At 61.3% G+C, this 14,036-nt stretch carries 11 protein-coding genes, 2 tRNA genes and 1 pseudogene; 9 read left to right on the top strand and 5 right to left on the bottom strand.

The window, feature by feature from the left end; translation table 11 throughout:
• Positions 1-37 precede the first annotated feature (37 nt).
• The 4 genes from L1P09_RS22585 to L1P09_RS22570 form a co-directional block, all read right to left on the bottom strand.
• On the bottom strand, positions 38-1,603 hold the full coding sequence (locus L1P09_RS22585; RefSeq protein ID WP_009681292.1) for an ABC transporter permease: 1,566 nt from the start codon (positions 1,601-1,603) through the stop codon (positions 38-40).
• Positions 1,603-2,616 carry an extracellular solute-binding protein gene (locus tag L1P09_RS22580; RefSeq protein WP_009681291.1) on the bottom strand — a complete coding sequence of 338 codons (1,014 nt, stop codon included), beginning with the start codon at positions 2,614-2,616 and terminating at the stop codon, positions 1,603-1,605. The genes L1P09_RS22585 and L1P09_RS22580 overlap by 1 nt, the downstream gene beginning before the upstream one ends.
• 172 nt (positions 2,617-2,788) lie before the next feature.
• A tRNA-Leu gene (locus L1P09_RS22575) sits at positions 2,789-2,875 on the bottom strand.
• Positions 2,876-2,962: 87 nt separating this feature from the next.
• Positions 2,963-3,049, bottom strand: a tRNA-Leu gene (locus L1P09_RS22570).
• A 272-nt stretch (positions 3,050-3,321) separates the two neighbouring features.
• Between L1P09_RS22570 and rnr the strand changes: the two genes are divergently transcribed.
• The 7 genes from rnr (at position 3,322) to dnaB (ending at position 10,511) form a co-directional block, all read left to right on the top strand.
• Positions 3,322-5,901, top strand: a complete 2,580-nt coding sequence (gene rnr, locus L1P09_RS22565) for a ribonuclease R (RefSeq protein ID WP_235768138.1) — start codon at positions 3,322-3,324, stop codon at positions 5,899-5,901.
• A complete protein-coding gene (gene rlmB / locus L1P09_RS22560; RefSeq protein WP_029887883.1) occupies positions 5,898-6,644 on the top strand; it encodes a 23S rRNA (guanosine(2251)-2'-O)-methyltransferase RlmB in 747 nt (248 codons plus the stop codon). Before rnr ends, rlmB begins: the two co-directional genes overlap by 4 nt.
• 307 nt (positions 6,645-6,951) lie before the next feature.
• The gene (gene rpsF / locus L1P09_RS22555; RefSeq protein WP_003249557.1) at positions 6,952-7,377 is read left to right on the top strand and encodes a 30S ribosomal protein S6; all 426 of its coding nucleotides are present in this window, start codon (positions 6,952-6,954) and stop codon (positions 7,375-7,377) included.
• A 28-nt stretch (positions 7,378-7,405) separates the two neighbouring features.
• Positions 7,406-7,636: a 30S ribosomal protein S18 gene (gene rpsR, locus L1P09_RS22550; protein ID WP_003249563.1), complete on the top strand. Its 231-nt coding sequence runs from the start codon at positions 7,406-7,408 to the stop codon at positions 7,634-7,636.
• Positions 7,637-7,669: 33 nt separating this feature from the next.
• Positions 7,670-8,533, top strand: a complete 864-nt coding sequence (locus L1P09_RS22545) for a hypothetical protein (protein WP_029887882.1) — start codon at positions 7,670-7,672, stop codon at positions 8,531-8,533.
• Positions 8,534-8,553: 20 nt separating this feature from the next.
• Complete coding sequence (gene rplI / locus L1P09_RS22540) at positions 8,554-9,000, top strand: 50S ribosomal protein L9 (protein ID WP_003249568.1); 447 nt, start codon at positions 8,554-8,556, stop codon at positions 8,998-9,000.
• A gap of 113 nt (positions 9,001-9,113) precedes the next feature.
• Entirely contained in the window at positions 9,114-10,511 is a 1,398-nt protein-coding gene (gene dnaB / locus L1P09_RS22535; RefSeq protein ID WP_009681285.1) for a replicative DNA helicase, read from the top strand.
• 115 nt (positions 10,512-10,626) lie between these two features.
• On the opposite strand, the gene L1P09_RS22530 is transcribed toward dnaB, so the two are convergent.
• Positions 10,627-11,118: an ATP-binding cassette domain-containing protein gene (locus tag L1P09_RS22530; RefSeq protein ID WP_225624748.1), complete on the bottom strand. Its 492-nt coding sequence runs from the start codon at positions 11,116-11,118 to the stop codon at positions 10,627-10,629.
• 293 nt (positions 11,119-11,411) lie between these two features.
• Here L1P09_RS22530 and L1P09_RS22525 point away from each other — a divergent pair.
• Together L1P09_RS22525 and L1P09_RS22520 are read left to right on the top strand one after the other, a co-directional pair.
• Positions 11,412-11,585: pseudogene (locus tag L1P09_RS22525) on the top strand (DUF3077 domain-containing protein); the annotation flags it as partial.
• Between the two features lie 125 nt (positions 11,586-11,710).
• Positions 11,711-14,014 (top strand): YgiQ family radical SAM protein, encoded by a 2,304-nt coding sequence (locus L1P09_RS22520; RefSeq protein ID WP_054906296.1) that lies wholly within the window; start codon positions 11,711-11,713, stop codon positions 14,012-14,014.
• Positions 14,015-14,036 lie beyond the last annotated feature (22 nt).

The following is a 14,036-nucleotide window of genomic DNA, read 5'->3' as shown; positions in this document are numbered from 1 at the left end:
GCTTGTGCCCAGGCCACATGGCAGCCTGGGCAAGCTTTCAAGCCTTGTTCAGATACATCCGCGTAGTCAGCAAATACACCGGCAACCCCGACACCACAATCAGCAATGCCGCATAAGGCGCCGCCGCCGCGAACTCGACGTTTGCCGTATGCGCCCACACCTCGGTCGCCAGGGTGGTCATGCCGGTCGGGCTGAGCAGCAGCGTTGCCGTAAGCTCTTTCATGGCATCCAGGAACACCAGGGCAAACGCTGCCGCCATGGCCGGGAAGATAATCGGCAGGGTCACCCGGCAGAACGCGGCAAAACTGCTCGCACCCAGCGTACGCGCAGCTTCTTCCAGCGTTGGCGAAGCCTTGTTCAGCGCGGTGCGCACCGGCGATTGCGCCAACGGCAGGAACAGCAGTGCATAGGCCAGCAGCAACAGCGCCGTGGTCTGGTACAGCGCCGGCACATAGTGCAAGGCGAAGAACACCAGGGTCAGGGCGATCACCAGGCCGGGCAGGGCGTGCAGCAGGTACGGCAGGCGCTCGGCCCAGATCGCCAGGCGGCCTTTGTAGCGCACCACCAGGAAGCTGATCGGCAGCGCCAACAGCACGCAGAAGCCGGCACCGCCAAGTGACACCGACAGTGAGGTGAACAGCGCCTTGGAAATGGCCGACACCGGGAATGCCGCTGACGAACCTACGCCAAGCCAGTAGCCGAGCATCGCCAGGGGAATGCCGCTGCCCAGCACTGCCAGGCCCAGGCAGAACAGCTGCGCCGGCACCGCCCAACCACGCAGCCGCACCGGTTGTGCACGGCGTGCCACGCCCTGGCCGATGCGTACATGGCGGGTCTTGCCGCGCACGCGCAGCTCCAGCCACAGCATCACCAGGCACATCGCCAACAGGACGGCAGACAACATGGCCGCGTTGGCGTTGCTGAACTCCAGTTCGAACTGCTGGTAAATCGCCGTGGTGAAGGTTTGCAGGCCGAGAATCGACAGCGCACCGAACTCCACCAGCATGTGCAGGGCAATCAGCAGGGCACCGCCAAGCATCGACGGCCACAGCAGGGGCAGGGTCACCTTGGTGAATACGCCCCAGCGGCTACAACCCAGGGTGCGCGCCGACTCCTCCAGGGAGGTGTCGAGATTGCGCAGGGTCGCGGCCACCGGCAGGAACACCAGCGGGTACTTGGACAGGGCCATGACCATGATCGCCCCGCCCAACCCTTCGAAGTCCGAGCTAAGCGATACCCAGGTGAAGCTGCTGACGAACGACGGTACGGCAAACGGCAGGCACAGCACCACCCCCCACAGCCGGCGACCGGCCAGGTTGCTGCGCTCCAGCAGCCAGGCCAGCGCCAGACCGACCACCATGCAGGTCAGCGTTACACCGACCATCAGCAGCAGGGTATTGCGCATCAGCCCCCAGACAAAGGGCCGCCACAGCAGGTACAGGGCTTCGTGCCAGCCGGCTTCCCAGGCTTTGATCGCCACATAGGCCAGGGGCAGCAAGCTCATCGCCACCAGGAACAGCACAGGCAGCACGACCCAGATCGAAGGGCGCTTGCGGCGCGGTACGAACCGTACCGGCAGCGGGGTGGACAGGGCGGCGGTCATCAGAGCAGGCCGACCTCGCGTTCCAGCTCGATGGCTTCTTCGGCATTACCCAGGTCAGCTGGCGAAATCTTCGGCGGGCGCAGTTCATCGAACGGTTTCAGGCCGCGGTCCGAAACCATGCCTTTGTGCAATGGGTACTCCGCGGTGGTCTGGGTGATCACGCGCTGGCCTTCTTCGCTGGCCATCCAGTTGAGCAGGGCCTGGGCCTCTTTCGGGTGCTTGCTGGCCTTCACGGCCGCGGCGCCCGAGATGGTCACCAGATTGCCGGCGTCGCCGTCGGCCAGGTAGTACAGTTTCGAATCGAGCTTGCCGCGCTCACGCTCCAGGGCGTACCAGTAATAGTTGTTCACCAGTACGGCAGCCACTTCGCCTTTTTCCACGGCCTTCAGCGCGACCATGTTGTTGGTGTAGGTCTTGCCGAAGGCCTTCAGGCCGGTCAGCCATTCTTCGGTGGCTTCACGCCCGTGCATCTTCAGGATGGCAACGGCCTGCTCCTGGAACGCACCGCTGGTCGGTACATAGCCTACGCGCCCTTCCCAGTCAGGGTTGGCGAAGTCCATGACGGTGGTCGGCAGGTCTTTCTCGTCGATCTTCTTCGGGTTGTAGACCACCACGCGGGTGCGCGCGGTAACGCCCATCCAGGTGCCGTTGGCAGCCACATATTCCTTGGGCAGCATGTTCAGCGTGGCGTCGTCGATCTTCGCCAGCAGGCCCAGCTCGCCCAGGTTGTTCAGCGGTGGCGATTCTTCGGTGTAGATGATGTCGGCCGGCGAGCGATCGCCTTCCTCGATGATCTGGCTGGCCAGCTGGTTGCTGCTGCCTTTACGGATATTGATGTGGATACCGGTCTTGGCCTCGTAGGCCTTGGCGATGGCTTCGCCGATTTCCTTGTGCTGACCGTTGTACATGGTCAGGGTGACCGGTGCGTCAGCCATGGCGGCCGGAGCGCCGATGACCAGGCTCAGCACGGCGGCGGCCAAGGTACGCATCAGCGGTTGCGGGCGGATCGTCATGCGGGTACTTCCTCGCTTACGGCAACATATTTGGAAACAATGGTAAACGAAATCGTTTCTCATGTGGCCGGGTGACGATAAATTCATCGTCAGACCATGGTGCAAGGGGTGGGGGAGGGTACAAAAATCGCAGGCAAGAAAAAACCCACTAGCAAGCTAGTGGGTTTTTGTATGGTGCCCAGGAGAAGACTCGAACTTCCACGACCGTTAAGTCACTGATACCTGAAACCAGCGCGTCTACCAATTCCGCCACCTGGGCAAAGCTTTACATCATCTGGAGAAGGCGAAAATCGTTCGCTTTCACACAGTAGTAACAGATCCTTGGTCATCTGTTACTTGAAATACTTGGTGCCCAGGAGAAGACTCGAACTTCCACGACCTTGCGGTCACTGATACCTGAAACCAGCGCGTCTACCAATTCCGCCACCTGGGCACACATTCAAGATTATTTGGTGCTTTACAGCGCCGCTAATCTCTATTACAACTTCGGGCTAGTCCGTCGTTGTGGTGCGCACTATACGGACGGCTTGGGGGGCTGTAAACCCCCTTGGCAAAAAAAAATTCAAAAATTTCAACTTGTTGATTCCACTGGCCTATTCCTGCTGTTTACGCACTGCAGCGGGGGCTGTCCAAGGCCGACATTTCCGGTTTCAATACGCCTATGCCAGAATTCCTATCTATATACCCCAAGGTGAACCCCTTCTGATGGCCGATTGGCAATCCCTCGATCCCGAGGCCGCTCGCGAAGCGGAAAAATACGATAACCCCATTCCCAGCCGTGAGCTGATCCTGCAATGCCTTGCCGACCGTGGCGAGCCCGCCGCACGCGAGGAGCTGGCGAAAGAATTTGGTCTGTATGAAGAAGACCAGATCGAAGCCTTGCGCCGCCGTCTGCGTGCCATGGAGCGCGATGGCCAGCTTATCTATACCCGGCGCGGCACTTATGCCCCGGTAGACAAGCTGGACCTGATCTGCGGCCGCGTCTCTGGCCACCGCGACGGCTTCGGTTTCCTTATTCCAGATGACGGCAGCGAAGACCTGTTCCTCAGCCCGTCGCAGATGCGCCTGGTGTTCGACGGTGACCGCGGCCTGGCGCGCGTGTCCGGTGTGGACCGCCGCGGCCGTCGCGAAGGCGTGCTGGTCGAGGTCATCTCCCGCGCCCACGAGAGCGTGGTCGGCCGCTACTTCGAAGAAGGCGGCATCGGCTATGTGACCCCCGACAACCCCAAGATCCAGCAAGAAGTGCTGGTGACTGCGGGGCGCAACGGTGGTGCCAAGATCGGCCAGTTCGTCGAGATCAAGATCACCCATTGGCCAACCCCGCGCTTCCAGCCGCAAGGCGACGTGGTGGAGGTCATTGGCAACTACATGGCCCCCGGCATGGAAATCGACGTTGCCCTGCGCAGCTACGATATCCCCCATGTGTGGCCCAAGGACGTGATCAAGGAAGCGCGCAAGTTCCGCTCTGAAGTCGAAGACAAGGACAAAGAGAAGCGCATCGACCTGCGTCACCTGCCGTTCGTCACCATCGACGGTGAAGACGCCCGCGACTTCGACGACGCCGTGTATTGCGAGCCGCTGGGCAAGCTGCGCCTGTTCTCCGGTGGCTGGCGCCTGTATGTGGCCATTGCCGACGTGTCCAGCTATGTACGCCTGGGTTCGGCCCTGGACGTCGAAGCGCAGCAGCGTGGCAACTCGGTGTACTTCCCCGAGCGCGTGGTGCCGATGCTCCCCGAGGAGCTGTCCAACGGCCTGTGCTCGCTGAACCCGCACGTTGATCGCCTGGCCATGGTCTGCGAAATGACCATGAACAAGGCCGGCCAGATGGTCGACTATCAGTTCTACGAAGGCGTTATCCACTCCCACGCCCGCCTGACCTACAACAAGGTCAGCAGCATGCTCGAGCACTCGCGCACCCGTGAAGGCAAGGCGCTGCGCGAAGAGTACAAGGCGGTCGTGCCAGACCTGAAGAACCTGTACAACCTGTACAAGGTGCTGGTGGAGGCGCGTCACACCCGTGGCGCCATCGACTTCGAGACCCAGGAAACCCGCATCATCTTCGGTGACGAGCGCAAGATCGCGGAAATCCGCCCGACCGTGCGCAACGATGCCCACAAGCTGATCGAAGAGTGCATGCTGGCTGCCAACGTGGCCACTGCCGAGTTCCTGCAGAAGCACGGCGTGCCAGCCCTGTACCGTGTGCACGACGGCCCGCCGCCGGAGCGCCTGGAAAAACTGCGCGCCTTCCTTGGCGAGCTGGGCCTCAGCCTGCACAAAGGCAAGGACCCGTCGCCGAAGGATTACCAGGCCCTGCTGGCGAGCATCGCCGGGCGCCCGGACTTCCACCTGATCCAGACGGTGATGCTGCGCTCGCTGAGCCAGGCCGTGTACAGCACCGAGAACAATGGCCACTTCGGCCTCAACTACGAGGCTTACACCCACTTCACCTCGCCGATCCGCCGTTACCCGGACCTGCTGGTGCACCGCGCCATTCGCAGCATCATCCGCTCCAAGGTCGACACCCCGCACGTCAAGCGGGCTGGTGCCATGAGTATTCCCAAGGCGCGCATTTACCCGTACGACGAGAACACCCTCGAGCAACTGGGTGAGCAGTGCTCGATGACCGAGCGCCGGGCCGACGAAGCCACCCGCGACGTGGTCAACTGGCTCAAGTGCGAGTTCATGAAAGACCGCGTGGGCGAGACCTTCCCGGGTGTGATCACCGCCGTGACCGGCTTCGGCCTGTTCGTCGAGTTGACCGACATCTACGTGGAAGGCCTGGTGCACGTCAGTGCGCTGCCGGGCGACTACTACCACTTCGACCCGGTGCACCACCGCCTGTCCGGCGAGCGCACCGGGCGCAGTTTCCGCCTGGGCGACACCATCGAAGTGAAGGTCATGCGGGTAGACCTGGACGAGCGCAAGATCGACTTCGAAGTGGCCCAGTCGACCCTGGCGGCACCTATCGGTCGCAAGCAGCGCGGCGCCGCGCCAGCAGCTGACCAGGCCGAGCAGCCGCCGCTGAGCGAGACGAAGGCCACGCCAAAGCCGCGCAGCCGCAAAAGCGAGGCTGCCGAAGCCTACTTCCCGAAAGACGCGGTGCAGCGTAATGCCGAAGTGCGCAAGAGCCGCGAGATGAAAAAGGCGCTGATGAGCGAGGCGCGCACGGGCGGCCACGCCAGCAGTAAGTCGGACAAAGGTGGCAAGGCCACCGGCAAACCGACCAAGCACCGTAAAGGCCCACCGAAGTCCGGTGCGCCACGCAAGAGCAAGAGCAAGTCATGAGTCAGCTGGAAAAGATCTACGGCGTGCACGCCGTGCAGGCATTGCTGCAGCACCATCCGAAGCGGGTCAAGCAGATCTGGCTGTCGGAAGGGCGCAGCGAGCCACGCCTGCAGGCGCTGTTGGCACTGGCCGCGGAAAACCGCGTGGCGGTTGGCCAGGCCGAGCGCCGCGAAATGGATGCCTGGGTCGAGGGGGTGCACCAGGGCGTTGTCGCCGAGGTCAGCCCTAGCCAGGTGTGGGGCGAACTGATGCTCGAAGAGTTGCTCGAGCGCACGGAAACCCCGCCGCTGATCCTGGTGCTGGACGGTGTGACCGACCCGCACAACCTTGGCGCCTGCCTGCGTACTGCCGATGCGGCCGGCGCCACGGCAGTGATCGTACCCAAGGACAAGTCGGCCACCCTGACCCCGGTGGTGCGCAAGGTGGCCTGCGGCGCTGCCGAGGTCATTCCGCTGGTGGCTGTCACCAACCTGGCGCGTACGCTGGAGAAATTGCAGCAACGTGGCCTGTGGGTGGTCGGTACCGCGGGTGAGGCCGAGCAGGAGATCTACCAGCAAGACCTGACCGGGCCGCTGGTGATGATCATGGGTGCTGAAGGCAAGGGCATGCGCCGCCTCACCCGTGAACATTGCGACTTCCTGGTGAAGTTGCCGATGAGCGGCAGCGTCAGCAGCCTTAACGTATCGGTCGCCACGGGCGTGTGCCTGTTTGAGGCCGTGCGTCAGCGCCAGGCCAAACGCTGATCTTAAGCCTGTACCGGCCCCTTCGCGGGCACGCCCGCTCCCACAGGTTCGCTGCTGCCTCTGGCAACGCAGCTTTCTTGTGGGAGCGGGCGTGCCCGCGAAGGGCGCTTGACGCCATGTGAATATGTTTCAGGCTGTTCAAATATTCGCCAATTGCCTTGCTTGTGCGCAACGCCTTCTCTACAATTGCGCCCCTTGCCGAGCTGGCAGGCGCTCATGTGCCTCCCCTCCGTGCAAGACATACAGTGTCATTCACTCCTTGTCTGACCAGATTCACTGGCAGACTACTAACCCGTAAGGAGCATTCATGCGTCATTACGAAATCATCTTCCTGGTTCACCCGGACCAGAGCGAACAAGTCGGCGGCATGGTTGAGCGTTACACCAAGCTGATCGAAGAAGATGGTGGCAAAATCCACCGCCTGGAAGACTGGGGCCGTCGTCAACTGGCCTACGCAATCAACAATGTTCACAAGGCTCACTACGTGATGCTGAACGTTGAGTGCACCGGCAAGGCCCTGGCCGAGCTGGAAGACAACTTCCGCTACAACGATGCCGTGATCCGTAACCTGGTCATCCGTCGTGACGAAGCCGTTACCGGCCAGTCCGAGATGCTGAAGGCTGAAGAGAACCGCAGCGAGCGCCGTGAGCGTCGCGAGCGTCCTGAGCATGCTGACTCCGCCGAAGGCGACGACAGCAATGACAGCGACTCCAGCGATAACGCTGACGAGTAATCCACGGACCTTTAGAGGAGCCTATTAAATGGCACGTTTCTTCCGTCGTCGTAAATTCTGCCGCTTCACTGCTGAAGACGTGAAAGAGATCGACTTCAAAGATCTCAACACCCTGAAAGCTTACGTATCCGAAACCGGCAAGATCGTTCCAAGCCGTATCACCGGTACCAAAGCTCGTTATCAGCGTCAGCTGGCTACCGCTATCAAGCGCGCCCGCTTCCTGGCCCTGCTGCCCTACACCGACAGCCACGGCCGCTGAGACCGGGTCGTCGACAAGCAGTAAGGGACTAGCATGCGAGCGTTAGCAAGTTTCATCATGCGCGGTCGTATGCAGGCCACCCTGGTGGTGGTCATCAGCGCGGTACTGCCGCTGCTGTTCTGGTTGAGTGCCGCTGCCGGCAGCCTTGTGCTGCTGCGGCGTGGGTTCAGGGATGCTACATCGGTCATCGTCGGCGGCTTGCTCGCCGGGCTGGCTGTGTGGGTCATGGGCGATCCCATCACCTTTCTGGTGATTGCGGGTGCCCTGGCCTTGGCCGCCATGTTGCGTGCCGAGCATCCCTGGAGCCGGGTGTTGCTCGCCAGTGCCGTGTTCGCCGTGGCTTTCAGCCTCGTGCTTGATCTGGCGCTGGCGCAGACCTTCGATATGCTGGCCAAGGCGTTTGCCGAAGCCATGCCGAAAATCGAAGGGGAACCCGTGCTCTCCGGTGAGCTGATCCGCCCTGTGCTGGTCGCCTCCACAGCAGTGACGGTGCAATTGTTCAGTGTGCTGGCGTTGATGCTGGCGCGCTATTGGCAAGCAGCGTTGTACAACCCTGGAGGCTTCGGTCGCGAGTTTCGCGAGCTGAAGTTGCCGAAACAGACCATGGCGGTCTTGGTGGCAGTGATGGTGGTGGCGCCGTTTATCGGTCCGCAGTTCATCATTCTGGCATCGGCTTCCAGCCTGGTACTGGTGCTGGCCGGCATCGCGTTGATGCACGGGCTGGTGGCACAGGGGCGACTGGCCGGTTTCTGGCTGGTGGGCATGTACGTGACGTTGCCGCTGATCATGCAGCTGATTTATCCGTTGCTGGTGGTCTTGGCCATTGTCGACAGCCTGATTGATTTTCGCGGTCGCAAGTCCCCCAAGGGGAATGACTCCGCGAACGGTGAAGGTTAAAAGTTAAGAGGTTTTACCAAATGGAACTGATCCTGCTGGAAAAAGTCGCTAACCTGGGCAACCTGGGCGACAAAGTAAAAGTTAAGGCTGGTTACGGCCGTAACTTCCTGCTGCCATTCGGCAAGGCCACCGTTGCCAACGCCGCCAACCTGGCTGCGTTCGAAGAGCGTCGTGCCGAGCTGGAAAAAGCAGCCGCTGACAAGAAAGCTTCGGCTGAAAGCCGCGCTGCCCAACTGGCCGAGCTGGAAGTGACCATCACTGCCACCGCTGGCGACGAAGGCAAGCTGTTCGGTTCGATCGGCACCCACGACATCGCTGACGCCCTGACCGCCTCTGGCGTTGAAGTGGCCAAAGCTGAAGTTCGTCTGCCGAACGGCACTATCCGTCAGGTTGGCGAATACGACGTAGCCGTGCACCTGCACAGCGACGTTGAAGCCACTGTACGTGTGGTTGTCGTAGCTGCCTAAGCTGCGCTGACTGGCTGGCTCCCTGCGAGCCAGGCAGTTAACATCGGGCACGGTCCTGTTTCCTACAGGCCGTGCCCTTTGTCTTTTTCGTCCTCCAGAATTCTTTCGTGGCCATGAACGAGATCACCACTTCCGAACAGCTAGACCTGCAAACCGCAGCCCTCAAGGTGCCGCCGCATTCCATCGAGGCCGAACAGGCCGTGCTCGGTGGCCTGATGCTGGACAACAACGCCTGGGAGCGGGTGCTGGATCAGGTATCGGACGGCGATTTCTATCGGCATGACCACCGCCTGATCTTCCGTGCCGTGCACAAGTTGGCCGACGCCAACCAGCCATTCGACGTGGTTACCCTGCACGAGCAACTGGACAAGGAAGGCCTGTCTTCGCAAGTTGGCGGCCTGGCGTACCTGGCAGAACTGGCCAAGAACACGCCGTCGGTGGCGAACATCAAGGCCTATGCCGCGATCATTCGCGAGCGCGCCACGTTGCGCCAGCTGATCAGCATCAGTACCGACATCGCCGACAACGCCTTCAACCCGCAAGGGCGCAACGCCGAAGAAATCCTCGACGATGCCGAGCGGCAGATTTTCCAGATTGCCGAGGCCCGGCCGAAAACCGGTGGCCCGGTGGGGGTCAACGAGCTGTTGACCATGGCCATCGACCGTATCGACACCTTGTTCAACTCCGACAGCGACATTACCGGTGTATCCACGGGCTTTACCGACCTGGACGAGAAGACCAGCGGCCTGCAGGCGGCCGACTTGATCATCGTTGCTGGCCGCCCGTCGATGGGCAAGACCACCTTTGCCATGAACCTGGTGGAAAACGCCGTACTGCGTACCGACAAGGCCGTGCTGGTGTTCTCGCTGGAAATGCCAGGTGAGTCGCTGATCATGCGTATGCTGTCGTCGCTGGGCCGCATCGACCAGACCAAGGTCCGTTCCGGCCAGCTGGACGACGATGACTGGCCGCGGTTGACTTCTGCGGTGAACCTGCTCAACGACCGCAAGTTGTTCATCGACGACACCGCGGGCATCAGCCCCTCGGAAATGCGCGCGCGCACCCGCCGCCTGGCCCGTGAACACGGCGAAATCGCCATGATCATGGTCGATTACCTGCAGCTGATGCAGATTCCGGGTTCGGCCGGTGATAACCGCACCAACGAAATTTCCGAGATTTCCCGCTCGCTCAAAGCCTTGGCAAAGGAATTCAACTGCCCCGTCATCGCGCTGTCGCAGCTGAACCGCTCGCTGGAACAACGCCCGAACAAGCGCCCGGTGAACTCCGACTTGCGTGAGTCCGGTGCAATCGAGCAGGACGCCGACGTGATCATGTTCGTGTACCGCGACGAGGTGTACCACCCCGAGACCGAGCACAAGGGCGTGGCGGAAATCATCATCGGTAAACAGCGTAACGGCCCGATCGGCTTTGTCCGTTTGGCGTTTATCGGCAAGTACACCCGCTTCGAAAACCTCGCGCCGGGCATGTACAACTTCGATGATGATGAATAACTCACTGTAGGACCGGCCTTGCGTCGCGATGGGCTGCGCAGCAGCCCCCACACTGTTTGTATTTGCACTGAAATCCTGGGGCTGCTGCGCAGCCCATCGCGACGCAAGGCCGCTCCTACAAGGTGTAAGGAGCGCCGGCTAGCGGGGGATTCTGAGCGATGTTCGTTTGCATTTGGCCGATGATCCGACCCTCGCTCATGGTGATAACCCGGTCAAACCGCGACAGCACGCTCTGATCATGCGTTACACAAACCAGCCCTCTTCCGTTGAATGCCTCAAACAACAGATCCCAAGTGCGCTCTGCCGACCCGGCATCGAGCCCAGCTGTAGGTTCATCAAAGAAATTGAATTCCCCATGCTGATTAAGAAGGCGTAGCAGCGTCAGCCTGCGTGCTTCGCCGCCGGAAATCGATTCTGCGCGTGCATCCAGATCAAGTTCGTACCAGTCTTTGCCCAGGCCCAACCGTTCAAGCCACCGCTCGATTTGAGCGCGATCATGAGCTTGCTCGAACAGCACCGCGCGGGGCAGGGAGCCGGGTATGAAATGCGTATCCTGAGGACAAAGTCGTAAGCGACTGAACTGTTCTCTCGCGTCGAGCGACGCCAGGCACCTGCTTGTCTAGCCGAAACTGATCTACCAATCGCCAAGCCTCAGCAATCCGCTCACCAGGGTGACCGGGCCTGTAAGCCCGCAGACGATTAATACCGCTATTCGGATTGTTCAAGGCAACCCGCTGCGAGTGCAGATGCCTTTTCAAGGCTTTTTTTGATGTCGCCTGGGCGGGCTCTTTCGCGGGCATGCCCGCTCCCACAGGTACGGTGCAAGTCGCGAAGTTTGTGGTGACTTTGTGGGAGCGGGCGTGCCCGCGAAAGGGCCCGTCCAGGCAGCCGAGAATTATCATGGGAATGAACACTCAGTTCACCGTCGGCAAGACCACGTTCTATCAAGGCGATAATGGCACCTACCCGTCGTTCCGCATCGAGCCCGGAGTCCCATGCCAGGACGCTCGCGACCAGTCTTCGGCGTTGATGGGGTATGAGCGCCAATTGACCATGATCGGGTTGATGGATGAAACAACCCCCAAGTCAGCCAACCGTCACCCGACCCACCAATCCCCACGAAGACAGTCGGATTTGGTCAAAATTTGTGCTATATTTCGCGCCCGCGATTTTCCTGCACACCAGAACCGGTCACTGACATGCAAGCAGCCAAACCACTCTACGACTATCCCAAGTACTGGGCCGAATGCTTCGGGCCAGCACCTTTCCTGCCAATGAGCAGGGAGGAGATGGATCTGCTCGGCTGGGATTCCTGCGACATCATCATCGTGACCGGGGATGCCTACGTCGATCACCCCTCGTTCGGCATGGCCATCATCGGCCGGCTACTGGAAGCCCAGGGGTTCCGCGTGGGCATCATTGCCCAGCCGAACTGGCAGTCCAAAGACGACTTCATGAAGCTCGGCGAGCCCAACCTGTTCTTCGGCGTGGCCGCCGGCAACATGGACTCGATGATCAACCGCTACACCGCGGACAAGAAAATCCGTTCCGACGACGCCTACACCCCGGGTGGCCTGGCCGGTAGCCGACCAGACCGCGCCAGCCTGGTGTACAGCCAGCGCTGCAAGGAAGCCTATAAGCATGTGCCGATCGTACTCGGCGGCATCGAGGCATCGTTGCGTCGCATTGCCCACTATGACTACTGGCAGGACAAGGTTCGCCATTCGATCCTGATCGACGCCAGCGCCGACATCCTGCTGTTCGGCAACGCCGAGCGGGCGGTGGTCGAGGTGGCCCAGCGCCTGTCCAGTGGCGAAAGCATCGAAAGCATCACCGACGTGCGCGGCACCGCTTTCGTGCGCCGTGACACGCCGCAGGGCTGGTACGAAATCGACTCGACCCGCATCGACCGCCCAGGCCGTGTCGACAAGATCATCAACCCCTACGTGAACACCCAGGACACCCAGGCCTGTGCCATCGAGCAGGCCAAGGGCGACCAGGAAGACCCGAACGAAGCCAAGGTGGTACAGATTCTCGACAGCCCGGCGGTCACGCGGGAAAAGTCGGTCATCCGCCTGCCATCGTTCGAGAAGGTGCGTAACGACCCGGTGCTCTATGCCCACGCCAACCGCGTGCTGCACCTGGAGACCAACCCGGGCAACGCCCGTGCACTGGTGCAGAAACACGGTGACGTGGACGTGTGGTTCAACCCGCCACCCATTCCGATGAGCACCGAGGAAATGGACTACGTGTTCGGCATGCCTTACGCCCGTGTACCGCACCCTGCGTACGGCAAGGCGCGTATCCCGGCCTACGAAATGATCCGTTTCTCGGTCAACATCATGCGTGGCTGCTTCGGCGGCTGCACCTTCTGCTCGATCACCGAGCACGAAGGCCGCATCATCCAGAACCGCTCGCACGAGTCGATCCTGCACGAAATCGAAGAGATGCGTGACAAGGTGCCAGGCTTCACCGGCGTGGTGTCCGACCTTGGCGGCCCGACTGCGAACATGTATCGCATCGCGTGCAAGAGCCACGATATCGAAAAGCACTGCCGCAAGCCCTCGTGCGTGTTCCCTGGCATCTGCGAGAACCTCAACACCGACCACAGTTCGCTGATCGAGCTGTACCGCAAGGCTCGCGCCCTGCCAGGGGTGAAGAAGATCCTGATTGCCTCGGGCCTGCGCTACGACCTGGCCGTGGAGTCGCCGGAATACGTCAAGGAGCTGGTCACCCACCACGTAGGTGGCTACCTGAAAATTGCCCCGGAGCACACCGAGCGTGGCCCGCTGGACAAGATGATGAAGCCCGGCATTGGTACCTACGACCGCTTCAAGCGCATGTTCGAGAAGTTCTCGAAAGAAGCGGGTAAAGAGCAGTACCTGATCCCGTACTTCATTGCCGCGCACCCGGGTACCACCGACGAAGACATGATGAACCTGGCGCTATGGCTCAAGGGCAACGGCTTCCGTGCCGACCAGGTACAGGCGTTCTACCCGTCGCCGATGGCCTCGGCCACCGCCATGTACCACTCGGGCAAGAACCCGCTGCGCAAGGTGACCTACAAGAGCGAAGGTGTGGAAATCGTCAAGAGTGACGAGCAGCGCCGTCTGCACAAGGCCTTCTTGCGCTACCACGACCCAAAAGGCTGGCCAATGCTGCGCGAAGCGCTGCAGCGCATGGGCCGCGCCGACCTGATCGGGCCTGGCAAGCACCAGTTGATTCCGGCGCACCAGCCGCAGACCGACAGCTACCAGAGCGCGCGCCGCAAGAACTCGACCCCGCCGGGCAGCCACAAAGTGGGCAAGGACCAGAAAATCCTGACCCAGCACACGGGCCTGCCACCGCGTGGCAGCGATGGCAGCAAGCCGTGGGACAAGCGCGAAAAGGCCAAAGCCGAAGCGTTTGCGCGTAATCAGCAGGCGGCCAAGGAGCGCAAGGAAGCGGGCAAGGGTGGTGGCGGCAAGGGCAAGAAGCCGCGCCAGCCAGTCATTCCGCGCTGATTTCGGGGGCCGCCTTGCGGCC

It is taken from the genome of Pseudomonas juntendi, assembly GCF_021560075.1.
In the GTDB taxonomy this organism is placed as follows: domain Bacteria; phylum Pseudomonadota; class Gammaproteobacteria; order Pseudomonadales; family Pseudomonadaceae; genus Aquipseudomonas; species Aquipseudomonas juntendi.
This window is presented reverse-complemented; position numbering and strand designations above follow the sequence as displayed.